A 20,539-nucleotide genomic window follows, 5' to 3' on the forward strand; every position below is an offset into this window, starting at 1 on the left:
TCAGCAGTTTGCGACGGCTGACACTTCACAGTTGCAGCCCAGCGCTCTCTGCTTCACGTTTGAAATCACAAATTGTGATTCCAAAAGGTTGCCATGACGAACACCTTGCCCAGCACGCATGAGGTCCAAAGCGCCATTCACCGCGTGCGTGGCACCCGCGTGGTGCTGGCCGAGGATCTGGCACAGTTCTATGGAAAATCCGTCAGCGCCTTCAATCAGGCCGTGTCGCGCAACAAGGACCTGTTCGAGGGCTACCGCTTTCAACTGACCGATGCCGAAGTCGCCGATTTGCAATCACAAAATGTGATCTCAAAACCCAAGGGCCGCGGCGGGCGGCGGGTCAATCCTTGGGTCTATACCGACTACGGCGTGGCCATCGCCTCGGCCCTGTTCAAGGACCCGCGTGCGATCAGGATCACGCGGATGATTACCGAGGCCTTTGTCGACGGAGCGAATACTTTGGCCGAAACCCCGCGCAGCGCGCCGGAAATCCTGCCGCCCGAGGATGCACCCGCCCCGCTGCTGCCCAATGGTAAGCAGTTGCGCGATCTGGCCGAAAACATCCTCGATTCCGGGCAGCAGAGCCTTGTGGATTACATCGCCAACCCAACCACCAAGCGCCAGCAGGCCGTGGCGGCGATCATGAAAACCCTGGCTGAGACCGCAGGTGAAGAGGTCCGCACCCAACGGGAACGCCTGCGCCTGCGCATTGCCGAGCGTCTGGCTACCGGTGACTATGCCGATGATGATGACCGCAAACAGTTGCTGGAATTGCTGCAGGCGATGAAGGGTTAAACCCCCAGCTCTGCCCGCAACTTTTTGGTCAGCTTCGCAACGACCAGATCATAAGAGGTCACGATATGTTCGCGCAGCGACGCGTCACTCATCCCGAGTTCCTCGTGTACCTGCAGCCATTTCATCCCGCGCGAAGCCAGATAGGGCGCTGGGCGGATACCGGGCTCGTCGCTTAGAACCTCAAAGGCGAGATCGGTGGCTTTGAAGGTGAAAGCATCCTGGCCATTGTTCCAGCCGCAGATCGCAAACACCTTGCCGCCCACTTTCCAAACATCCGCATCACCCCATTGCACCACATGGGTGGTCGCTTTGAGAGTGTCGCAGAAACTGTTGAACTCGTCGCGGGTCATGCAGGGATCAGGGGCGCAGGAATTTGGCGTTACCGACCTGTTTCTCCGCTTGCAAAGGCGTCTCTACCGCGCTTTGTCGGCCAGAGTCGCATGCGATTCCATCTGCATCCGGGTCATTGCGCAAATGATAACCAGGCTGCCCTTCGTAATACGGACCGGGCAGGATTTTTTGCGCCGCGTGGCACCCTCCAACAAGCGCCGCAAGGTGAAACACGGCCTCTTCCCGCTCAAAATCCGATGTGCGTATGAACACGCTCAGCGCAATCGCCGCAGTTGTGACCGGAAGCATCAGAATCATCAACATAATCCGAACCGGCGACAGCGCCCTTTTACGGGTCACTTCCGCACGCCGCTGGCGTTCTGGGCAGGTCGGATCGGTAAAGACCGGACGCAGGGAGGATTCTCGGGTCGTCATACGGCCTGAGTATACACGGTTTGTGGCAATTCCGAGCCCCCTGAGTCCGAACACGAGTGATTAAGTTTTGGTGATCGGAACTGTCGCGAACCGAGACATCAAAGGTTAAAGTAATTTGGACCAGAGCAGGCGGGGCACAGAATGACAGAAACGAACCCTTTTCGAGCCGTAGATGATCACGCCCGAAAACTGGCCTACGACCTTATTGCGTCGGCGACCTTCGGGGCGTTGGCGGTAAACCGCCCGGATACAGGGTTGCCATCTGTCTCTCGGATCGCGCTGGCCATGGCACCAGATGGATTGCCCATGACGCTGATCTCTGCGTTAGCCGATCATACGCGCGCCCTGACCGCATATCCAAACTGCGCCATTTTAGTTGGTGAACCCGGCGACACCGGCGATCCGCTGACCCATCCGCGGCTGACCCTGCATGCTCAAGCCGGATTTGTCGTGCCCGGTACACCTGAACACTTTGACCTACGTAACAGCTACCTAAGCCAACGCCCAAAAGCCAAGCTGTATGTCGATTTTTCGGATTTCAGATTTGTCCGCTTTGCAGTCACTGACGCGCTGTTGAATGGCGGTTTTGGCAAGGCATGGCGCCTTGCCCCTGAAGATATTCGAGCCGATCAACGCACAACATGAACCGCACACGCCGCGTGCCGCACAACGTGGTTCGCCGTAGAGCCCAACAGCAAGTCCTGCATACCTGGGCGGTGCGATGCCATAATGATCAAGTCAGGTTTATGCTCACTGGCCCAATCCAGGATAGTACGGCCTGAATGCCCCTCGATCACGATACCCTTTGCATTGGGCAATTTGGCGGCAAGGCTGTCCAACTCGGCCTGAAGCGCTTTACGCGCCTCGGTCAGATACTCGGGTGGCATGTACGAGATGGCATAGTTGGGGATATGTTCAACCACGTGAAGTAGAGTGACCTGAGCATCTGGCGTTGCCAAAACCTCTGCCAGTTTCAAAGGGCCGGAAATATCCCGTTCTGCATCAAAGGAAATCGGGACCAAAATATTGTGATACATGACGCGTACCTCCGTTTCATTCATCGGAAATTTGCACCAATACCAAGGGGTCGGCTTTGATTTAGGTCACTAAGTACCAAATGTTTCGGCAACGTCATACATCACCGGCTCGAAGCTTTTGCACATTTCGTTTATTCTACGATTGCGGTCGCGCATTTCCGGCGTGCGTAGCATGGCCAGGAAATCCTCGCGCCGTTCCCATTGCGAATAGTTGGCAATCCGAGTTTGTGCATCATTGACATGTAAACCTGCGGCGATGAACCCCGGCTGCTTAGAAATGAACTCGGCATAGGCATCGGTCAGCGCTTCAAGCAGGTCATGACATGTGCCCGGCGTCATCTCGAATGTGGTGATTACGGTCTGGACGCTGGCATTTTTCGCGATGTGCGGCATCTGGAATCTCCCTTGTTCTGGTCGAGCCTAACACAAGTTCTAAAAAGGTCCCGGGGTTTCCTGAACGGTGCGCCACAAACCGGTATTTGCGAAAAAGTAAGAATAACTAACGTTCCGTTAACTATGCTGCCCGATGCTTTGCGCATGTTCCGGCTTGGCTGTCTTTTTGCTCTGTTGTTTATGGCGTCCCCCGCGTGGCCAGGCGCCTGGCTGCGCGCCAAGGACTCGGCATTTACTGCCGCGTCGGTCACAGTTTTCACAGTTGACTACGGGTACGACTATAAGTCAGCTCTGTATGCGGAATGGGGGTACCGCGAGAACCTGACACTGGGTTTCGACTTTGAAGAAAACCGTGACATTTATGGGCACGCCACCGTTTTCGCCCGCGTTCCGGTTGCCGATTTGAACAATATAGGGCGCTTCGCAGCAGAGTTCGGCGTCGGAGTGCATCATCGACACCGTGACGCATGTGCCCTTTACAAGGCGACACTGTCCTACGGCAAAGGTTTCCAGACCGGCTGGGGCAGCGGGTGGGTCGCAATTGACACAACGCTGGAATACCGAACTCACGATGCGCTTTTCAGAAAGCTGGATATTACGACCGGTCTGTCCGCACCCAGATTGCTCAACCCGCTGTTGCAGATAGAAACATCCTATCGCTCCGGGGACCCGTTGTATTGGCGTGTGCGCCCTTCAGTCATGATCCGCAAGCAGGACAGACCGACAACATGGGTTCTGGGGTTGGAACGAAAAGATGCCCGCAATGATACGGGCATCAAGGTCGCAATATGGGCGGATTTCTGAAACCCGCAGATCAGACCTCCATTCGGATCATGGTAGACACCGTTCCGCGAAGTGACTGCGACCAGCGAAGGTTGATCACGTCATTGCCTGCACCTTGCTCAAGTTGGACATAAGGCGTGTCATGCACGATTTGCCCAAAACTATTCCTCAGCGGCCCCAGGACTGTGACCGCATCACACCCACGTGCTTTTCCCCCAAATGGTAAACGCCCTTGAGCCCAAACTCCCCACACTTGCGAGTTTGAGTTCTGCGAAAACCGCAAACGCAAAGGATTTTCGACCTTGGCCGTAACACCGTGAAACGTGTTGTCCCTGACACTTACGTTCAGATGCCTAAAGTGGTTCAGCCCCGCAAAAGTCGTGTCCACGCGTTCAGCACGATCAATAGTCCCGTTGACCGACCGGAATTTGTTCCCAGCAATGACGACTCCATTCAGGAAATGCCCGGGGCCATGCGGGCGGATCACGATATTGCTGAACCACGGCGCAACCTCGTTGCAGTAAAAGATATTGTCAGTGATGGTCATGGCACTGAACGAAAACCCGGCCGTGTAAGTCGGGTTCGCATCCCTCTCGTTCGTCCATTGCACAAAACAGTTGTCGACGTAGTTCTCGGAAATGGTCGAGCTGTTATATGTGCCAATCATGACAAGCCCTGCGCTGCGCACGCCTTGGGCAATACTGTCCCCTTGGAAGAAATGGTTACCAAGCACCAGGTTGTTCGTCCCCGCCAGAACAGCGAAACTTTGGAACCTGACAGCTCGGTTGTGCCGCAATTTGACGTCATTGGCCGTCGCATTCAAGGCAATGGACCTGCGGTCCGGCACATTGAACGACTCCTCGCTCGACAGGAACTGACAATTATCAATCAGCATTCCCTGACATCCCGTTCCAATCGAGGTGATGCCCCGGTCCTTCGGACGGCTTATGAAACAGTTGGCCACCGCAAAGGTACTCCCGGACGGAGCAAGCCGGATCGCGCTACAGCGACCGTTGCACTGAAACTCAATCTCCTCCATGCCGAACTTGCGCAGAGTGCCAAAGCCGATGAAATCCAAAAGATACTTGAACGAATAAAACGTGAAATTTTGGGTGCCAGCGGCGTCAAAAATGGGGGCGTTCAACCTAATTTCACCCGCGCCCACGTTTTTGGACCGGACATATATTTCGCGACCAACGCCGTTTCCCTGAACCAACGCACCAACCGGTATATTGGCCACATTGGCGACATTGGTCAGGCGAGTCGGGTCCGAAGGGTTATAGGTGGCGACCGAAGTGAAAGTTTCGGTATCCCAAGCCGAATTGCTTTTCACATCAAACTGGCCGTTTCGGATGACGCGGCGCGTGGAAAAACCACTCTGTCGGTTTGGAACCGCCGCAGCCATATCTATCGGACCGTTGACCGAAATTTTGCGCCCACCCATGTCGAGCGATTCATGATCCGAATTGTTCAGCAACGCCTGAAACGCTTTTTTAAAGGCCAGCTCTTCGTCCCCAAAAGCCGTGATGTAGGCGGGCAGATCAAAGTTTTTCGTCAGTAGCAACATCTTGTCGTCAGGCATTGTGACAGTGCCTTCAAACTCGATTTCAGAAGCGATGGTCGTGTTTTGCGTCAGCGCATATGTCCCTTCTGACACGAAAACACGACGCCCGGCCGCCGCCTGATCAGCAGCCACAAATGCAGCCGTATCATCTGCGACGCCATCACCAATCGCACCGAAGTCACGCACATCCACAAGGCTGATCATATCGCGTAGGAAAACACTTGTGACATCGGTGATCTCGATATCATCAACGCGAACAACGGCACCGTTTGACCCGACCAAGTCCAATCCGAAGTGGCCGTACAGCGCTGCGACGCCCCACGGCATATCAACACCGTTGCGCTGACCCGTGCCAACAATCGCGGTGATTTCCTGAACCCTGCCATATCCCGAAAGCTGGGTTGCGGGGCCTTGTTCGATCACTCCTGTCACATGCGAGTCACCTGCACCCCCTGCCCATGCGGCGATCCGAACTTCGGGCAAGGGACCGCTGATCGCTTTCACCCTCACTTTGATCTGAAGATAACACCCCGGCTGCAAAGGTGTCTGACCCATGTACCGCAGCTTTTGCGTGGCGCTGACCTTCAGGATTTCGAGACAGCCGCCAAAATCCGCATCCGCAGGAACGAACGCGCCAGTGCCCGATCCGTCATAAGTGGGCGACCCCGGTGTGCCGTCTCCGCTGGACCAGACGTTCAAACCGTTTGCGAAAGTAGGCGGCATGAACACAATGCCGTCGGTGATTGCCTTGTTCATAGAAATCCCTTTCCCAATCGCGCCACAGCCAAAAGCTACGCGCATTAACCCAGTGTCCCGGGGAATGCCCCGAACGCATAAGTCTGAGTAAGGAAAAGGAATTAACCGACGCTCATGCCAGCGCACGTTGGTGTTGCCTCAGGCCGACGGATCGCCGTTACCCAGAAGCTGCACGCCATTGATCTTCCAGCCGTTTTCACGCTGCACCATCTGATAGTCCAGAATATGCACCCGGCCGTCGACGTCGGTGATCATCACCTTCTGCCACAGCAGCCCTGAGATTTCGCGCAGTTCCAGGAACCGCACATCCGACGGACGCCAAACCATCGGATAGCCGCGCTTGACCATCACGCCGAAATTCTCGGGTGTTTGAAACAGACGTTGGATGTTGGGGCTGGCAAAGGTGAAAGCGGTAGCGAAATCATCCGCCTGAAACGCCTGTATCTGGGCGGCGATATTGGCCTCGATCTCGGCATTCTGGGCAAACGCACCCGTGGCCAGACCGGCACTCAGGGACAAAGCAAGCAATAGTCGACGCATGGGGCTACCTCCTAAACCAAGGGTAGCCCCACACGGCATCAGGTCAAATCAGACCAGTTCTCCGGCCAGAGCCTTGTCGATCAGAGCGATGGTTTCGGGCACGCCATACAGTGCGATGAACCCGCCAAAGCGCGGACCTTGCGACGCACCCAGCAGCACTTCGTACAGGGCCGTGAACCAGCCGCGCATCGGATCAAACCGCTCGCGCCCGATGGAATAGACCACCGATTGCAGCGCCTCATCCTCAATCGGGCCGTCATAAGCCTCAAGCGCAGCTTTCAACGCCTCCAGCGCCTCACGTTCCTGATCGGTGGGTGCGCGGTGCTGACGGGTAGGTTTGACGAAATCGTTGAAGTAGCGAACCGCAAATCCCGCCGCCTGATCGAGATCGGGGTGGGTCTCAGCCGTAGCCTCCGGCGCGTAGCGGCGGATAAAGCCCCAAAGCGTCTCTTTGTCCTCGGCACCAGATACCGAAGCCAGATTCAGCAGCATGGCAAACGGCACCATCAGCGTGGATTCGGGAACCTCACCGCCATGGATATGCCAGACAGGGTTGTTCAACTGCGCCTTCAGCTCTTGCCCGGGATAGGCGCGCAGCTGCTGATGATACTCGTCCACAGCCTTGGGAATGACGTCGAAATACAGACGCTTGGCCGTCTTGGGCTTTTGGTACATGAAATACGACAGGCTTTCGGGTGCAGCATAGGTCAGCCACTCTTCCATCGACAAGCCGTTGCCCTTGGATTTCGAGATCTTCTGCCCCTGCTCATCATTGAACAGCTCATAGCTGAGCGACTCGGGCGGCTGTTTGCCCAGCGCCCGGCAGATTTTCGACGACTGCGTGACCGAGTCAATCAGGTCTTTACCCGACATCTCATAGTCCACGCCCAGCGCGGCCCAGCGCATGGCCCAATCGGGCTTCCACTGCATCTTGACGTTGCCGCCCGTGACCGGGATTTCGACCTCTTCGCCATCGGGCTCCTGATAAACAATCGTGCCCTTGGCCACGTTACGCTCCAGCGTCGGCACTTGCAGCACGTGGCCGGTTTTCGGGCTGATCGGCAAGAAACATGAATAGGTCTCTCGCCGCTCGGGCCCGAGGGTCGGAAGCATGATTTCTTGTATCTTGTCGAACCGCTCCAAAGCGGTCAGCAGAGCCTCATCAAACTTGCCGCTGGTGTAGTAATCAGTGGCCGAGGCAAATTCATAGTCGAACCCAAAACTATCCAGAAAATCGCACAGCATAGCGTTGTTGTGCTGCGCGAACCCTTCATGCGTGCCAAACGGGTCGCGCACTTTGGTGAGCGGCAGATGCAGGTCTTCTTTCAGTTCGTCCTGCATCGGCACATTGGTCGGAACCTTGCGAAAGCCGTCCATGTCATCTGAGAAGCAGATCAGCTTGGTCGGGATATCGCTGATCTGTTCAAACGCATGCCGCACCATCGAGGTCCGCGCGACCTCGCCAAAGGTACCGATATGCGGCAGGCCCGACGGGCCATAGCCGGTCTGGAACAGCACATACCCCTTTTCAGGCGCACCCTTCTGATAGCGTTTGAGGACCCGGCGCGCCTCTTCAAAAGGCCAAGCCTTGGACGACATCGCGGTTTCACGCAGTTCAGACATTTTTTAGGTGCTCCATCGGGAAATACAGCGCCGGACGCCCCATGCAACCCGACCGGCCCCTCCTATTGTGCCGGTGCAGCATGAGTCAATAAAGCGCGCTGTTTTTCTGAACGGAAACCCTGACTGCGGCTTACTCGGCTGCCGTTACTTTCGGTGGAAACTTATTGGGCAACAGACCCAAACGCTGTGCCTTATGCACATCAGCCAGCAGATCCCTATCAGCGGCGGCAAACAGCTGTTCGGGGTCGCCCAGTACAAAGTACCCCATCTGGTGCATGTCGATCCGATAAGGCGTGCGTAAGATTGTCGGGATATCGAACGGGTCCCGGTCAGGAATGTCGCTTTCCACAGCATAGACCAGTTCCGTGGGCGAGGACGCCAGCCCCGAGCCCAGCGCCTTGATCTGCCCGTCCTGTCGGCGCAATCCAAATTCAATCGAAAACCAATAGAGGCGTATCAGCCACGCATAGTCCTTGTCCTCCGCCTGCACCCCGGCCTTGCCGATCGCATGGCTGAAAGCCGCAAAACGCGGATCGCTCAGTAGGGGCGTGTGGCCGAAGATTTCGTGAAAGATGTCGGGTTCTTCAATATAGTCAAAATCCTCCCGCGACCGGATGAACGAGGCTGCAGGAAAAACTCGATCCGCCAGCATACCAAAAAAGGTTTTGAACCCGATCAGCGCCGGAACCGGTTGAACCCGCCACCCGGTCAGGTCCAGAAGACGCTCGGATATATCCGCGCAGGACGGAACGCGGGTTTCGGGCATCTCCAACCGCTTCAACCCGTCCAGATATTCACGCGCCATGTAGCGCTGCACATTTTTCTGCTGCGCTGCATAAAGGTCCGCCCAAACCGCATCCTCTTCGGCAGTATAAGCAATATGGCCGCGCGCGTCGGCCTGTTTGGCCACGTATTTGGTGGATTTGGGCATGGAACGTCCTCCTTGATAGAATTTTAGCCCATACTCGTGGTAAAATTGACCTCATGGTGTGAGTAATTGCTGGATTTTTGACCAAAACATTTCGATAATTCTTAAATTATGACCCAAATCCTTCAGTCTGCCGACATCGCCATTCTACAAGAGCTTCAGTCAGACGGACGTCTGTCCATGCAGGATCTCGCCGACCGGACGGGGCTGTCGGCCTCGCAATGCTGGCGGCGTGTGCGAGATCTTGAGGCCACAGGCGTCCTCGCAGGATATGCCGCGCGCGTGCCCGCAAAATCGGTGGGGCTGAACGCGATCGCCTACGTTCACATCGCCCTGAAAGACCACCAAGAAGACAGCATCGCGGCCTTCCTGCGTCTGGTCGAGACAGAACCCCAGATCGTCGAATGCGCATCGATTACCGGAGATCACGACTTCATCTTGAAAGTCTATGCGCGTACGCCCGAAGACCTTGAGCATTTCATTATGCAGCGCTTACTGAAGTCCGGCCTCGTCAGAGATACCCGCAGCAATTTCGTGTTACGTCAGACGAAAACGCGCGGACCTCTGCCCATCCTGTGACGCTTTGGCCGCCGAAATGCGTTGAACCCGATCCCGGTCCCTCCTATCGTGCGCCCTCAGAACAGCTTTATCAGGACCCCGCCATGACCGATCAAGTGCCTCACCCGATGTCCCCACAGGATTGCCTTGTTGCGATCATGGTAGCGATTTCAGCGTCGGACGAAACCATTCGAACGGCTGAACTGGTCAAAATCGAAGGCGCGGTGAACATGCTGCCGGTTTTTGCAGAATACGATGCCGACCGCACCCGGCGCGTATCGCAAATCGTGTTCGACCTGTTCGAGCAAGAGGACGGGTTAGACGCATTGTTCGGCCTGATCCGCGAAAACCTGCCCGCGCGATTGAACGAAACAGCCTATGCACTGGCCTGCGACGTGGCAGCCGCTGATGGGTCGCTGGCGGAAACCGAGCTGCGTTTGTTGGAAGAAATCCGGTACGAGTTGAATATCGACCGCTTGCATGCTGCAGCGATAGAGCGTGGCGCGCGTGCGCGTCACACGACTTAACTGCCGCTTAGGGTTCCCCATCTTGCAATGAGGGCGCGCTGCAATCTGCGCGACCGGCTATTCCAACTTCGTGCGCCTGACGGGCGTTCGCGTTGAGAGCGTGGTATTTTTGCGCGATGATCAACATCGGCGGTAAAGATGGCGAAAGCCAGTTCAGACCCGTCAGGCGTCGTAATAAACCCACCCAGGCCGGACACGAAATTCAACGTCCCGGTTTTGGCGTCCACCTTGATTGGGTGGTTCTTGACAGGCCGGCCTTGACTGTCAGTTAGATTAAACCGTTTCAGCAATGGACGCAGCGCGCCAGATTTTTGCGCCTCGACCAGCATCTTGACCAGAGCGCTCGGGGCTATGCGGGACGCATCCCCCAATCCCGAGTGATCCACCATTGCGACGCCATCAACCCCATAAGTCTCGGCGGCCCAAAGGTTCATCTCATCCGCCGAATCCGTCAGACTCTGCAATTCCGCGCCACGCGCTCTTGATGCCGTCATACCCACCAATTCGGCGGTAATATTGGTCGAGTATTTGAGCATTCCGCGCAAAATGCTGTCCAGCTGATCGCTGTTATGCACAACCAAAGCAAGACCGACTGGCGCTTGGCGCGTCACTTGCACCCGATCCAAGACAATCCCGTTGGATCGGGCAAGCGTCCGAAACACATCTCCCGCATAAAGGGCGGGTTTGCGCACCGGTAGCCATCGCGCTCCGCCGTTGCCAAGGGCAGCGCGCGCAACAGTCCAGCGATCCTGCCGGGCACTGGCTTCATAGGTGTAGATCGGGGCCTTGCGGGCTTCGACCCACATCGTCGCCATGTCCACCGCGGGCTTATACCGAGCGCTGCGCGCATCCATGGTCACATCGTAGTTGGTTCCGGCCCGTTTCCATTCAAAATGAACACGGTTGAAGTTTAGGGATATCCCGCTGATGGCAGGGCTGTAACCCAAATGGTCAGGTTGCCCCGGATCAATGCTGAACACGTAAGGCAACGCCCCATCATACACTTTGAATGAGCCCCGAACTTCGGTGATCCCAACCTCGCGCAGATTGGCTGCCATAGTTGCCAACGCATCTGTATCCAACAATGGGTCGCCGCCACCCACAAGGATCAGGTCGCCATTCAAAACGCCATTTTCAATGGTGCCATCCGCAACCAGCTTTGTCTCAAAGCGGAATTCCGGGCCCAGAACATCCAACGCGTAAAGCGCGGTCAGTGCTTTTGCCACGCTCGCTGGCGGCAAGCCGAGATCTCCTCCGACCGCTTCCAACTCGACCCCGGTCTGCGCATCGGCAACGGCAAAAGCAACCTCACCGCGCAAACCCGCAGCTTGTATCAGACGTTCCGCCCCTAGCGGTTGCGCGCCCCGGAGTTGCGGCCTAAGGGAAACCAGCGGTGCATTCGCCAGGGCAACACCCGGAGCCATCGCTGCCCCAAGGCCAGCCAAAACAAAACGACGTGTGAAACGATCAGCCATAGCCAATTAAAATCCTACAGATCGCGGGCGAACAACCGGTCAAAAGGATTATGCTCCGGTGGGGGCTATTCCGGCAACACCCCATTCGCCGTGATGCCGCGATTGCGAAGTTCAGTTGAACTCACATCAAGCATTGGGACATTGACAAAACACCACGCCGGGGCCTGCGCCCGCCCCAGAAGATGCCGCGCCTGCCCGTCTATGCGATACGTCGCATAGACCTTGGCCGCCGGAGACATTCGCGCTGAAATACGATCACCTGGGCGTGCGACAACACCGACAGGCACGTTATCCATGATGGTTCGCCAATCTTTCCAGAGGTGGAACTGGGCAAGATTGTCAGCCCCCATGATCCATACGAACCGTACCTGCGGATAAAATCGCTGCAATGCCGCCAGAGTATCTGCGGTCGCCCGGGTCCCCGTCACCGCTTCGATATCCGTGACCTCGACACGCGGATGTTGCATCACGTTCTGCGCGGCCCGGACACGCTCCGCCAATGGCCCTGGCCCGCGTGCTTTCAGGGGATTTCCTGGGGATACCAGCCACCATACCCGATCCAACCCAAATGCCTTCATAGCCTCTCGCGTGACATGAACATGTCCCTGATGCGGTGGATCAAAAGACCCCCCGAACAGACCGATTACCTGACCGGGCCTCGCGTATGGTATGGCAAAACGTTCCATCCTTTGCTGTTGTTCAGAACTGGGACGGCTTGTCAATCAACGGGCTGCACGACATCGCCCAGCTTGACCCGGCCGGGTTTGACGACTTCAGCACACCAGCCCCCATGGCCGCGCACGGCAGAATAGCCGCCTTTACCGAAAGCCTCCTCCATCCGGCTGCAGGGCGCGCAGATCACGGTAAAGCGCAAAATCGCTTCACCGACTTGCACCTCACGCCCCTTGAGAGCGGCCAGATTGATCCCTGAGACAACCAGATTGCGCCGCAAGATTTCAGGCGCAACCGGCCCCCGACCCAGATACGATCCAATCGCGACCAGATGCTCCTGCTGGATCAGGGTCACGGCACGCTTGCCCGCACGAGCGCGGTCGCCTTCAAAACCATCGGCGGAGATCAAAACAGTATCGACCCGTTGAACCTCGGCTCTGCGATCAGGTCGCAGAACAATCCATTCCAGCCGACCCGGCTTGGCCCATCCCGCAATCAGTGCCGCCAAATCCGCCATGCTTCCCCCTTTGGTACAATCGGACAACTACCGCCGCGCATCCGAATGCAAAATTCACAAAACCACCAGCTTGCCCCGCCCGCCCCGCTTGGATATCAAGCGGATCAACCCAATTTCCCCGACCCAGAGGACGCGACATGGCCGCCTATCAATATGTCTACCACATGCAGGGTGTCTCAAAGACTTATCCCGGTGGCAAGAAGTGCTTTGAAAACATCCACCTCAGCTTTCTGCCCGGCGTGAAAATCGGTGTTGTCGGCGTCAACGGCGCGGGTAAATCGACCCTGATGAAGATCATGGCCGGTCTCGACAAGGATTTCACCGGCGAGGCATGGGCCGCCGAAGGTGCCAAGGTCGGCTACCTGCCTCAGGAACCGCAGCTGGATGAATCGCTGACCGTCCGCGAAAACGTTATGCTGGGCGTGGCCGAGAAGAAAGCGATCCTCGACCGTTACAACGATCTCGCCATGAACTACTCGGACGAAACAGCCGATGAGATGGCCAAGCTGCAGGACGAGATCGACAGCCAGAACCTCTGGGATCTCGACAGCCAGATCGACGTCTCGATGGAGGCGCTGCGCTGCCCGCCGGACGATGCCAACATCGCCAACCTCTCGGGCGGTGAGAAACGCCGCGTGGCGCTCTGCAAACTTCTGCTGGAAGCGCCCGACATGTTGCTGCTTGATGAGCCGACCAACCACCTGGACGCCGAGACCATCGCCTGGCTGCAACAGCACCTGATCGACTACAAGGGCACCATCCTGATCGTCACGCACGACCGGTATTTCCTGGATGACATCACCGGCTGGATTCTGGAACTCGACCGTGGCCGCGGCATTCCTTACGAGGGCAACTATTCTGCATGGCTGGAACAAAAAGCCAAACGGCTGGAGCAGGAAGCCCGCGAGGACAAGTCCAAACAGAAGACCCTGCAGCGCGAATTGGAATGGATGCGTCAGGGTCAAAAGGCCCGTCAGGCCAAGTCCAAAGCCCGGATCAACGCCTATAACGAGCTGGCCGAGCAGTCCGAACGCGAAAAGCTGACCCGTGCCCAGATCGTCATCCCCAATGGCCAGCGCCTTGGCGGCAAGGTGATCGAGGTTGAGAGTCTATCGAAACACATGGGCGACAAGCAACTGATCGAAGGGCTGGACTTTGCCCTGCCTCCCGGCGGCATCGTCGGCGTCATCGGTCCCAACGGCGCGGGTAAATCGACCCTATTCAAAATGCTCACCGGTCAGGAGCAGCCCGACAGCGGCACCATCACGCTGGGTGACACGGTCGAGCTGTCTTATGTCGACCAGTCCCGCGACGACCTTGCCGACAACGACACCGTGTGGGAGGCGATCACCGGCGGTGCCGAGATCATCCAGTTGGGCGACGCGCAGGTCAATTCCCGCGCCTATTGCTCGTCGTTTAACTTCAAGGGCGGTGACCAGCAGAAGAAGGTCTCATTGCTGTCAGGTGGTGAGCGCAACCGCGTCCACATGGCCCGCCTGCTGAAAGAGGGCGGCAACGTCTTGCTGCTCGACGAACCAACCAACGACCTTGACGTCGAAACCCTTCGCGCGCTGGAAGACGCGCTGGTCGATTTCGCCGGCTGCGCCGTTGTGATATCGCACGACCGCTTTTTCCTCGACCGTATCTGCACGCATATTCTGGCGTTTGAGGGTGATGCCCATGTGGAGTGGTTCGAGGGCAACTTCGAGGACTACGAAGAGGATAAAAAGCGCCGTCTGGGACCGGACGCGCTAGAGCCCAAGCGGTTGAAGCATAAGAAGTTTGCCCGGTGAGAACCCGAATTTCCAAACGTATGTTCCAATCGCTGTTCTTGGCGATTGGACGCATTGCAAGGTTTGGAAAGACATCGGACCGCGACCATTGCGTCATAGTCGCAAGCAACGGTCGATCCGGAAGTACCGTTACTTATCTTGCCCTTAGCAAGGCACTTAGAAAAAGAAACCCTTCAGCTGTAGAACGCTCGGCCTTCGTTGCTCGTCTCAAGGACGCCGAATTCAAAGCGCCGTTCATCTACAAAACCCACGATTTTCCGCAGGCGTTGTTGGAGTGGCCGGCCAATACCAGAGTGGTCTTTTGCTTCGGTTCCACCAAAGATTCGGCCTTTTCCGTCTATTCGGCAAAAGAGCGGTATGGTGAAGACTGGATCCGACAGCATTTTTATCACCTTCATGCGACTGGCGAATATTGCGATCTGTTTCAGCGGGATATCCTACAACAAGCCAAGCAGATAAAAGAATGGGCCGTATTTGAGGGCGTCCCCGTTTTATGCGTTCACTACGATGCGATATGGGATCATCAAAACGACATATCGGAATTTACCGGCCTGAAAATGAAGCTCCCGAAACGTGAACAGCGCGCGCCCAAAGAGATTCCGACTGAACTCAGGTCGGCGGCAAGCCAAGTCTACGATTCGATTGATGAAATTGTCGAAGAACTGCCAAGGTGTTTCATAGCATCACCCAAATACGCTGATATTGTCGCCAAGCTTCCGGTTTAGGTGCAAAGCGGAAGGCCAGCGCAAACCCGCTAACTCGGGCGATCGATGACGCCTTATGAACCGATTACGGTACACAAAGACGATCACCCTTGCCACATCCCTACACCAATGCCATATCCAAAGGGCTAACGTTTTTCTATTTCGACCTACTGTCTCCTTTTCCGGCGCTCAGTCATTCGATCCAGACTACGACGCCAGGCTGCCGCATCCCCGTGGGCAGCACCAAACAGGAGAATACGGATATGCCCGCAGGCACCGTTAAATGGTTCAACACCACCAAAGGCTACGGCTTTATCGCACCCGAAGATGGCGGCAAAGACATCTTCGTTCACATCTCGGCTGTCGAGCGTTCGGGCCTGACCGGTCTGGCCGACAACCAGAAAGTCACGTACGAGCTGCGCTCGGGTCGTGACGGCCGCGAAAGCGCCGACGACATTCAACTGGCATAAGCCATTGAAAGGGCAGCGGCTTTCCTCTGCCCTTTTTCTCAACGGGCCCGAATAGTGTGGCCCGTTGACGACATCACATTTCAGTTACTCTTCACCGCAGATTGACCGGATCGGATATCATTCCGACACTCTGTTCAAGATTTTGTTTTTCGAGTGAAGAGATACGACATGTTCACACGCCGAAGCTTCATGACAAGCGCCACCGCCCTAAGCCTTGTTCCGGGCGTTGCATCAGCAAAAACGAAGACTGCTGAATACGACCCGACGCCCCAGTACGTTCGGATCAAGAAAGAATTCCTGCCCGGCCAGCTTCTGGTCGTACCGAGGTCTTTCTACCTGTATTTCGTGACCGAACCGCGCAAGGCGATTCGCTATGGCTGCGGAGTCGGCAAAGCAGGGCTCGAGTTTACGGGAACAGCGACCATCGACGTCAAGAAAGAGTGGCCCACATGGCGCCCCACCAACGAGATGATCGAGCGCGAGCCGGTAACCTATGCCCGTTTCAAGGATAACGACTACGTCCAACCCGGCGGAGGGGACAACCCGCTTGGCGCGCGGGCGTTGTACCTGTTTCAGAACGGGGTCGACACGTATTTTCGCATTCACGGCACCACGCAGCCACAGACGATTGGCACCGCCGCATCAAACGGATGCATCCGGATGCTGAATTCTCATGTTGTCGATCTTTACGAACGTGTGCTGATCGGAACCGTGGTTACAGTCATTTGATCCATTCTATGGCTTACTCGGCAAGATCCAGAACGTAGGGCCCAAGGTCCTGAACGATTAACGCAACGCCTTCGGCATTGGGGTGGATGCCGTCAGGTTGCATTAATCGGCGCGCTGCATTCGGGTCTGCGTCAGATGTGAGACCCGTGAAGAAGCTAGGGGCATAGGCGGTGTCAAATTGCTGCGCAAGATCAGGGTACATCTGATCGAAGGCCGCCTTGTATTCAGCCCCGTAGTTGCCCGGGGCCTGCATGCCGACCAGCAAGACCTCAACACCCGCCTCCTGCGCGGTTTTCAGGATGGCTGTAAGATTGGCACGCGAAACGGCCGGATCGATTCCCCTCAATAGGTCATTTCCACCGAGTGCGACGATCAACCCGTCAACTTCGGGGGTCAGGGTCCAACCCACCCTTGCAGCACCGCCAGCGGTTGTGTCGCCTGAAACACCGGCGTTGATCAAGCGGATGTTAGCATTCTGACCATCAAGCCAACGGCCAAGTTGCGGTACAAACCCATCACGTTCTGGCAGGCCGTATCCTTGCGTCAGGGAATCTCCTAATGCCGCAATCACGACGGTTTCCGCTGTTGCCATGACGCCCCAGCAGGCAAAAAGCATCGTGATCAAAGCCTTGCGCAACATCATAACCGCTCCATATCAATCATCAACGCCCCCGCTTTGGATCGCCCTATGACTCTACCAGTTCTGTCCCTTGAACATGCCGCTTTATCGCTGGATGGCAATGCCGGTCGGGTGGATATCCTGCATGACATCACTCTTTCGGTTGCTCAGAATGAAACTCTGGGGCTGGTTGGGCCGTCCGGGTCTGGCAAGTCTTCGCTGCTGATGCTGATGGGTGGGTTGGAACGGGCAACCAGCGGCAAGATCAACGCACTCGGCCAGGATTTGGGTCGTATGGACGAAGATGCTCTGGCTCGGTTCCGTCGTAACACGATGGGCGTGGTGTTCCAGAACTTTCACCTGATCCCAACTATGACAGCATTGGAAAATGTAGCAACGCCGCTGGAGCTTGCCGGCCAGAAAGATGCATTCTCCCGTGCGCAAGCGGAATTGGATGCGGTCGGCCTTTCCCACCGGCACGAACATTACCCTGCACAGCTGTCGGGTGGCGAACAACAGCGCGTCGCACTTGCGCGCGCGGCTGCTCCTCGACCGAAAATATTGCTGGCGGATGAGCCAACTGGAAACCTTGATGAAACCAACGGCGCTGCAATCGTCGATCTTCTGTTTGACCTGAGGGACCGCCACGGCGCGACATTGGTCCTTGTAACCCACAGCCATAGCCTGGCCCGTAAGTGCGACCGTGTGATCCGCTTGCGCGATGGCAGGATTACCGAAGATACACGGCAAGAGGCCGCCGAATGAGCCTGCGCCTTGCGGGGCGGCTAGCGCGGCGCGAGTTGCGCGGCGGCTTGCGTGGTTTCCGCGTTTTCCTTGCCTGTCTGGCGCTTGGGGTGGCTGCCATCGCAGCTGTTGGCTCGGTCAGATACGCAATTCAGAACGGCCTGTCACAGGAAGGGGCCGCGTTGTTGGGCGGAGACGCACAGTTGGAGTTCACCTATCGGTTCGCGTCCGACGATGAGCGTGCTTGGATGGCACAGGCGGCCGAGGCAACCTCCGAAGTCGTCGATTTCCGGTCGATGGCCGTAACCGGGCAGGCAGAGACCGCGCAGCGCGCGCTGACGCAAGTAAAATCCGTGGACGATGCCTATCCTTTGGTGGGCGAAACCGTATTAGAGCCCACCATGACTCTGTCCCAAGCTCTTGAGGGCGATCAGGGTTTGCCCGGTGCGGTCATGGACCCGTCTTTAATGGACCGATTGAACCTGTCGGTGGGCCAAACTTTTGCTCTTGGCTCGCAAGACTTTGTGCTGACAGCTGCGCTTATCCATGAACCCGACGGAGCGGCAGACGGGTTCGGGCTGGGCCCACGCACACTGGTTCGCACCGAGGATTTGGGCAGTTCGGGGTTGTTGGCACCCGGAACACTGTTTTCAACCAAGTACCGGTTGGACTTGCCACGCGACACTGACCTTGCCCAGCTGGCCACGACCGCAGAAAAGACGTTCGACGGCACCGGAATGCGATGGACCGACGCCCGAAACGGGGCACCCGGCATCGCCGAGTTCGTAGATCGGCTCAGCGCGTTTCTGGTGCTGGTTGGCCTGTCCGGACTGGCGGTCGGAGGCATCGGCGTATCAGCCGCCGTACGGGCCTATTTGTCACAAAAAACGGAAACGATTGCGACGCTGCGCACACTGGGTGCGGATCGAGCAACAATTTTCCAAACCTATATGATCCAGATCGGGATCCTGTCTGGTATCGGGATCCTGCTGGGCCTTGTGCTGGGTGGTCTGACACCCGTGCTTCTTGCCCCATTGATCGAGGCGCGCCTGCCCGTACCCGCAGTGTTTTCTTTCTACCCCAAACCGCTGGCCGAGGCGGCACTTTATGGAGTGCTAACTGCGTTTTTGTTTACCCTTTGGCCATTGGCCCGCACTGAACAGGTCCGCGCGGCAACACTCTTCCGCGATGCCCTTTCATCGGCACACGTTTTTCCGCGCCCTGTATTCCTCATGGCGACGGTCATCGGGCTGGGATTGCTTGTTGCCTCTGCAGCTTGGTTCAGCGGATCGACCCGCCTGACGCTCTGGACTGCCGGAGGGTTGGTCGGCGCGCTGGCGCTGTTGGCCCTATCGGCATTTGCCATCCGCAAGCTGGCTCGTGTCAGCGCCCCCTGGGCACGCGGTAAACCCGCAATGCGATGGGCGCTGTCTGCCATTTCCGATCCAAGGGAAGGGGCAGCGTCGGTTGTTCTTTCGCTTGGTTTGGGGTTGTCTGTTTTGGCGGCAGTTGGCCAGATCGACGGCACACTTCGCAATGCGATCTCGGGAAATCTGCCGGATGTGGCACCGTCGTATTTTTTCGTAGACATCCAAAAAGACCAAATGCCCGGCTTTCTCGAACGTCTGGAAACCGACCCGGCGGTCAACCGCATCGAGAGTGCTCCGATGCTGCGCGGCATCATCACTCAGATCAACGGCAGCCCTGCGCGTGATGTGGCGGGTGATCACTGGGTTCTGGACGGCGACCGAGGCGTTACGTATTCAGCAACGCCACCAAGCAACGCGCGTGTCACCAAAGGGGACTGGTGGGACGAGGACTATGCAGGCCCCCCTCAGGTCAGTTTCGCCGCAGAAGAAGCCGAAGAGATGGGGCTTAACCTTGGCGACATGCTGACAGTCAACATCCTCGGGCGCGACATCACGGCAGAGCTGACATCCCTGCGCGAAGTCGACTTTTCCAATGCTGGCATGGGATTCATCATGTCGATAAACCCGTCCGCCTTGGCCGGAGCACCGCACAGTTTCATCGCGACAGTCTACGCCGAAGAACAGGCCGAAGGTCCGATACTGCGTGACCTTGCCGGGCAGTTTCCCAATATCACTGCTATTCGGGTGCGCGACGCAATTGACCGGGTGTCAGACCTACTGGCCGGTCTGGCCGCTGCGACGTCTTACGGTGCAGGCGTATCGCTGTTGACCGGGTTTCTGGTTTTGATCGGCGCCGCTGCAGCGGGCGAACCGGCCCGACGATATGAAGCCGCGATCCTGAAAACGCTGGGCGCTGACCGGCGTCGCATCCTGCTCAGCTTCACCATGCGCGCAGCTCTCTTGGGGGCAGCTGCCGGAAGCGTGGCACTGTTGACGGGTATTCTGGGCGGATGGGCCGTCGCCACCTATATTTTTGACACCCGTTTTGCGGTCATCTGGCCCTCGGCCATTGGCATTGTTCTGGCCGGGGTTCTGGTCACGCTGGGCGCAGGTCTGATCTTCGCTTTGCGCCCTCTCGCAGTGAGACCGGCCCGCATTCTGCGCGCCAGTGACTGAT

Annotated in this window: 22 protein-coding genes and 1 pseudogene; 11 read left to right on the forward strand and 12 right to left on the reverse strand. The window is 57.1% G+C overall.

Annotated elements, in window-relative coordinates; translation table 11 throughout:
- Positions 1-93 precede the first annotated feature (93 nt).
- Positions 94-795 (forward strand): ORF6N domain-containing protein, encoded by a 702-nt coding sequence (locus AC2FNR_RS15875; RefSeq protein ID WP_496849993.1) that lies wholly within the window; start codon positions 94-96, stop codon positions 793-795.
- Here AC2FNR_RS15875 and AC2FNR_RS15880 read toward each other — a convergent pair.
- A complete protein-coding gene (locus AC2FNR_RS15880; protein ID WP_496849995.1) occupies positions 792-1,145 on the reverse strand; it encodes an MmcQ/YjbR family DNA-binding protein in 354 nt (117 codons plus the stop codon). The two genes, AC2FNR_RS15875 and AC2FNR_RS15880, sit on opposite strands and share 4 nt — an antisense overlap.
- A gap of 7 nt (positions 1,146-1,152) precedes the next feature.
- Entirely contained in the window at positions 1,153-1,443 is a 291-nt protein-coding gene (locus AC2FNR_RS15885; RefSeq protein WP_353391296.1) for an excalibur calcium-binding domain-containing protein, read from the reverse strand.
- 258 nt (positions 1,444-1,701) lie between these two features.
- Between AC2FNR_RS15885 and AC2FNR_RS15890 the strand changes: the two genes are divergently transcribed.
- Positions 1,702-2,205 carry a HugZ family pyridoxamine 5'-phosphate oxidase gene (locus tag AC2FNR_RS15890; protein WP_170751675.1) on the forward strand — a complete coding sequence of 168 codons (504 nt, stop codon included), beginning with the start codon at positions 1,702-1,704 and terminating at the stop codon, positions 2,203-2,205.
- Here AC2FNR_RS15890 and AC2FNR_RS15895 read toward each other — a convergent pair.
- The gene (locus tag AC2FNR_RS15895) at positions 2,190-2,597 is read right to left on the reverse strand and encodes a universal stress protein (protein ID WP_170751677.1); all 408 of its coding nucleotides are present in this window, start codon (positions 2,595-2,597) and stop codon (positions 2,190-2,192) included. The two genes, AC2FNR_RS15890 and AC2FNR_RS15895, sit on opposite strands and share 16 nt — an antisense overlap.
- Before the next feature lie 69 nt (positions 2,598-2,666).
- Positions 2,667-2,990: an antibiotic biosynthesis monooxygenase family protein gene (locus tag AC2FNR_RS15900; RefSeq protein ID WP_170353438.1), complete on the reverse strand. Its 324-nt coding sequence runs from the start codon at positions 2,988-2,990 to the stop codon at positions 2,667-2,669.
- Between the two features lie 123 nt (positions 2,991-3,113).
- On the opposite strand from AC2FNR_RS15900, the gene AC2FNR_RS15905 reads away from it, so the two are divergent.
- Positions 3,114-3,794, forward strand: a complete 681-nt coding sequence (locus tag AC2FNR_RS15905) for a hypothetical protein (RefSeq protein ID WP_496849998.1) — start codon at positions 3,114-3,116, stop codon at positions 3,792-3,794.
- Between the two features lie 10 nt (positions 3,795-3,804).
- Here the strand turns inward: AC2FNR_RS15905 and AC2FNR_RS15910 are convergent, their stop codons facing one another.
- The 4 genes and pseudogenes from AC2FNR_RS15910 to phhA all read right to left on the reverse strand — a co-directional run.
- On the reverse strand, positions 3,805-6,093 hold the full coding sequence (locus tag AC2FNR_RS15910; RefSeq protein ID WP_496849999.1) for a glycosyl hydrolase family 28-related protein: 2,289 nt from the start codon (positions 6,091-6,093) through the stop codon (positions 3,805-3,807).
- Between the two features lie 138 nt (positions 6,094-6,231).
- Positions 6,232-6,633: a DUF4864 domain-containing protein gene (locus AC2FNR_RS15915; RefSeq protein WP_170751680.1), complete on the reverse strand. Its 402-nt coding sequence runs from the start codon at positions 6,631-6,633 to the stop codon at positions 6,232-6,234.
- 48 nt (positions 6,634-6,681) lie between these two features.
- Positions 6,682-8,256 carry a lysine--tRNA ligase gene (locus AC2FNR_RS15920; RefSeq protein WP_496850001.1) on the reverse strand — a complete coding sequence of 525 codons (1,575 nt, stop codon included), beginning with the start codon at positions 8,254-8,256 and terminating at the stop codon, positions 6,682-6,684.
- A gap of 130 nt (positions 8,257-8,386) precedes the next feature.
- Positions 8,387-9,196 (reverse strand): annotated as a pseudogene (gene phhA / locus AC2FNR_RS15925) (phenylalanine 4-monooxygenase); the annotation flags it as partial.
- A 99-nt stretch (positions 9,197-9,295) separates the two neighbouring features.
- Between phhA and AC2FNR_RS15930 the strand changes: the two are divergent.
- The gene (locus AC2FNR_RS15930) at positions 9,296-9,763 is read left to right on the forward strand and encodes an Lrp/AsnC family transcriptional regulator (RefSeq protein ID WP_496850003.1); all 468 of its coding nucleotides are present in this window, start codon (positions 9,296-9,298) and stop codon (positions 9,761-9,763) included.
- Positions 9,764-9,846: 83 nt separating this feature from the next.
- Positions 9,847-10,269 carry a tellurite resistance TerB family protein gene (locus tag AC2FNR_RS15935; protein WP_170353444.1) on the forward strand — a complete coding sequence of 141 codons (423 nt, stop codon included), beginning with the start codon at positions 9,847-9,849 and terminating at the stop codon, positions 10,267-10,269.
- Here the strand turns inward: AC2FNR_RS15935 and dacB are convergent.
- From dacB to AC2FNR_RS15950, 3 genes are all read right to left on the reverse strand, one after another.
- Entirely contained in the window at positions 10,266-11,744 is a 1,479-nt protein-coding gene (dacB, locus tag AC2FNR_RS15940) for a D-alanyl-D-alanine carboxypeptidase/D-alanyl-D-alanine endopeptidase (protein ID WP_496850005.1), read from the reverse strand. The genes AC2FNR_RS15935 and dacB overlap by 4 nt on opposite strands.
- Before the next feature lie 65 nt (positions 11,745-11,809).
- A complete protein-coding gene (locus AC2FNR_RS15945) occupies positions 11,810-12,430 on the reverse strand; it encodes a nicotinate-nucleotide adenylyltransferase (RefSeq protein WP_480866940.1) in 621 nt (206 codons plus the stop codon).
- A gap of 32 nt (positions 12,431-12,462) precedes the next feature.
- On the reverse strand, positions 12,463-12,933 hold the full coding sequence (locus AC2FNR_RS15950) for an MOSC domain-containing protein (protein ID WP_496850007.1): 471 nt from the start codon (positions 12,931-12,933) through the stop codon (positions 12,463-12,465).
- A gap of 137 nt (positions 12,934-13,070) precedes the next feature.
- Between AC2FNR_RS15950 and ettA the strand changes: the two genes are divergently transcribed.
- The 4 genes from ettA to AC2FNR_RS15970 all read left to right on the forward strand — a co-directional run bounded on the left by ettA (position 13,071) and on the right by AC2FNR_RS15970 (position 16,629).
- Positions 13,071-14,726: an energy-dependent translational throttle protein EttA gene (gene ettA / locus AC2FNR_RS15955; RefSeq protein ID WP_496850009.1), complete on the forward strand. Its 1,656-nt coding sequence runs from the start codon at positions 13,071-13,073 to the stop codon at positions 14,724-14,726.
- Positions 14,723-15,451 (forward strand): hypothetical protein, encoded by a 729-nt coding sequence (locus AC2FNR_RS15960; protein ID WP_496850010.1) that lies wholly within the window; start codon positions 14,723-14,725, stop codon positions 15,449-15,451. Before ettA ends, AC2FNR_RS15960 begins: the two co-directional genes overlap by 4 nt.
- A 242-nt stretch (positions 15,452-15,693) precedes the next feature.
- Complete coding sequence (locus AC2FNR_RS15965) at positions 15,694-15,900, forward strand: cold-shock protein (RefSeq protein WP_170350547.1); 207 nt, start codon at positions 15,694-15,696, stop codon at positions 15,898-15,900.
- Between the two features lie 168 nt (positions 15,901-16,068).
- A complete protein-coding gene (locus tag AC2FNR_RS15970; RefSeq protein ID WP_496850012.1) occupies positions 16,069-16,629 on the forward strand; it encodes a L,D-transpeptidase in 561 nt (186 codons plus the stop codon).
- A gap of 13 nt (positions 16,630-16,642) precedes the next feature.
- Here the strand turns inward: AC2FNR_RS15970 and AC2FNR_RS15975 are convergent, their stop codons facing one another.
- Positions 16,643-17,269 (reverse strand): arylesterase, encoded by a 627-nt coding sequence (locus AC2FNR_RS15975; RefSeq protein WP_480867149.1) that lies wholly within the window; start codon positions 17,267-17,269, stop codon positions 16,643-16,645.
- 48 nt (positions 17,270-17,317) lie between these two features.
- Between AC2FNR_RS15975 and AC2FNR_RS15980 the strand changes: the two genes are divergently transcribed.
- Both AC2FNR_RS15980 and AC2FNR_RS15985 read left to right on the forward strand, forming a co-directional pair.
- The gene (locus AC2FNR_RS15980) at positions 17,318-18,013 is read left to right on the forward strand and encodes an ABC transporter ATP-binding protein (protein ID WP_170353452.1); all 696 of its coding nucleotides are present in this window, start codon (positions 17,318-17,320) and stop codon (positions 18,011-18,013) included.
- Positions 18,010-20,538, forward strand: coding sequence for an ABC transporter permease (locus tag AC2FNR_RS15985; protein WP_496850015.1), 2,529 nt, complete (start codon positions 18,010-18,012; stop codon positions 20,536-20,538). The genes AC2FNR_RS15980 and AC2FNR_RS15985 overlap by 4 nt, the downstream gene beginning before the upstream one ends.
- Position 20,539: the final 1 nt, after the last annotated feature.

The sequence above is a fragment of the Ruegeria sp. SATB045 genome (genome assembly GCF_059613525.1).

Excerpts from the sequence above, each read along its gene's own strand:
- dacB (WP_496850005.1), bottom strand. The coding sequence starts at position 11,744 with ATGGCTGATCGTTTCACACGTCGTTTTGTTTTGGCTGGCCTTGGGGCA.
- AC2FNR_RS15935 (WP_170353444.1), top strand. The coding sequence starts at position 9,847 with ATGACCGATCAAGTGCCTCACCCGATGTCCCCACAGGATTGCCTTGTT.
- AC2FNR_RS15880 (WP_496849995.1), bottom strand. The coding sequence starts at position 1,145 with ATGACCCGCGACGAGTTCAACAGTTTCTGCGACACTCTCAAAGCGACC.
- AC2FNR_RS15950 (WP_496850007.1), bottom strand. The coding sequence starts at position 12,933 with ATGGCGGATTTGGCGGCACTGATTGCGGGATGGGCCAAGCCGGGTCGG.
- AC2FNR_RS15910 (WP_496849999.1), bottom strand. The coding sequence starts at position 6,093 with ATGAACAAGGCAATCACCGACGGCATTGTGTTCATGCCGCCTACTTTC.
- AC2FNR_RS15905 (WP_496849998.1), top strand. The coding sequence starts at position 3,114 with ATGCTGCCCGATGCTTTGCGCATGTTCCGGCTTGGCTGTCTTTTTGCT.
- AC2FNR_RS15920 (WP_496850001.1), bottom strand. The coding sequence starts at position 8,256 with ATGTCTGAACTGCGTGAAACCGCGATGTCGTCCAAGGCTTGGCCTTTT.
- AC2FNR_RS15985 (WP_496850015.1), top strand. The coding sequence starts at position 18,010 with ATGAGCCTGCGCCTTGCGGGGCGGCTAGCGCGGCGCGAGTTGCGCGGC.
- AC2FNR_RS15915 (WP_170751680.1), bottom strand. The coding sequence starts at position 6,633 with ATGCGTCGACTATTGCTTGCTTTGTCCCTGAGTGCCGGTCTGGCCACG.
- AC2FNR_RS15970 (WP_496850012.1), top strand. The coding sequence starts at position 16,069 with ATGTTCACACGCCGAAGCTTCATGACAAGCGCCACCGCCCTAAGCCTT.
- AC2FNR_RS15945 (WP_480866940.1), bottom strand. The coding sequence starts at position 12,430 with ATGGAACGTTTTGCCATACCATACGCGAGGCCCGGTCAGGTAATCGGT.
- ettA (WP_496850009.1), top strand. The coding sequence starts at position 13,071 with ATGGCCGCCTATCAATATGTCTACCACATGCAGGGTGTCTCAAAGACT.
- AC2FNR_RS15975 (WP_480867149.1), bottom strand. The coding sequence starts at position 17,269 with ATGTTGCGCAAGGCTTTGATCACGATGCTTTTTGCCTGCTGGGGCGTC.
- AC2FNR_RS15980 (WP_170353452.1), top strand. The coding sequence starts at position 17,318 with ATGACTCTACCAGTTCTGTCCCTTGAACATGCCGCTTTATCGCTGGAT.
- AC2FNR_RS15875 (WP_496849993.1), top strand. The coding sequence starts at position 94 with ATGACGAACACCTTGCCCAGCACGCATGAGGTCCAAAGCGCCATTCAC.
- AC2FNR_RS15965 (WP_170350547.1), top strand. The coding sequence starts at position 15,694 with ATGCCCGCAGGCACCGTTAAATGGTTCAACACCACCAAAGGCTACGGC.
- AC2FNR_RS15890 (WP_170751675.1), top strand. The coding sequence starts at position 1,702 with ATGACAGAAACGAACCCTTTTCGAGCCGTAGATGATCACGCCCGAAAA.
- AC2FNR_RS15895 (WP_170751677.1), bottom strand. The coding sequence starts at position 2,597 with ATGTATCACAATATTTTGGTCCCGATTTCCTTTGATGCAGAACGGGAT.
- AC2FNR_RS15900 (WP_170353438.1), bottom strand. The coding sequence starts at position 2,990 with ATGCCGCACATCGCGAAAAATGCCAGCGTCCAGACCGTAATCACCACA.
- AC2FNR_RS15930 (WP_496850003.1), top strand. The coding sequence starts at position 9,296 with ATGACCCAAATCCTTCAGTCTGCCGACATCGCCATTCTACAAGAGCTT.
- AC2FNR_RS15885 (WP_353391296.1), bottom strand. The coding sequence starts at position 1,443 with ATGATTCTGATGCTTCCGGTCACAACTGCGGCGATTGCGCTGAGCGTG.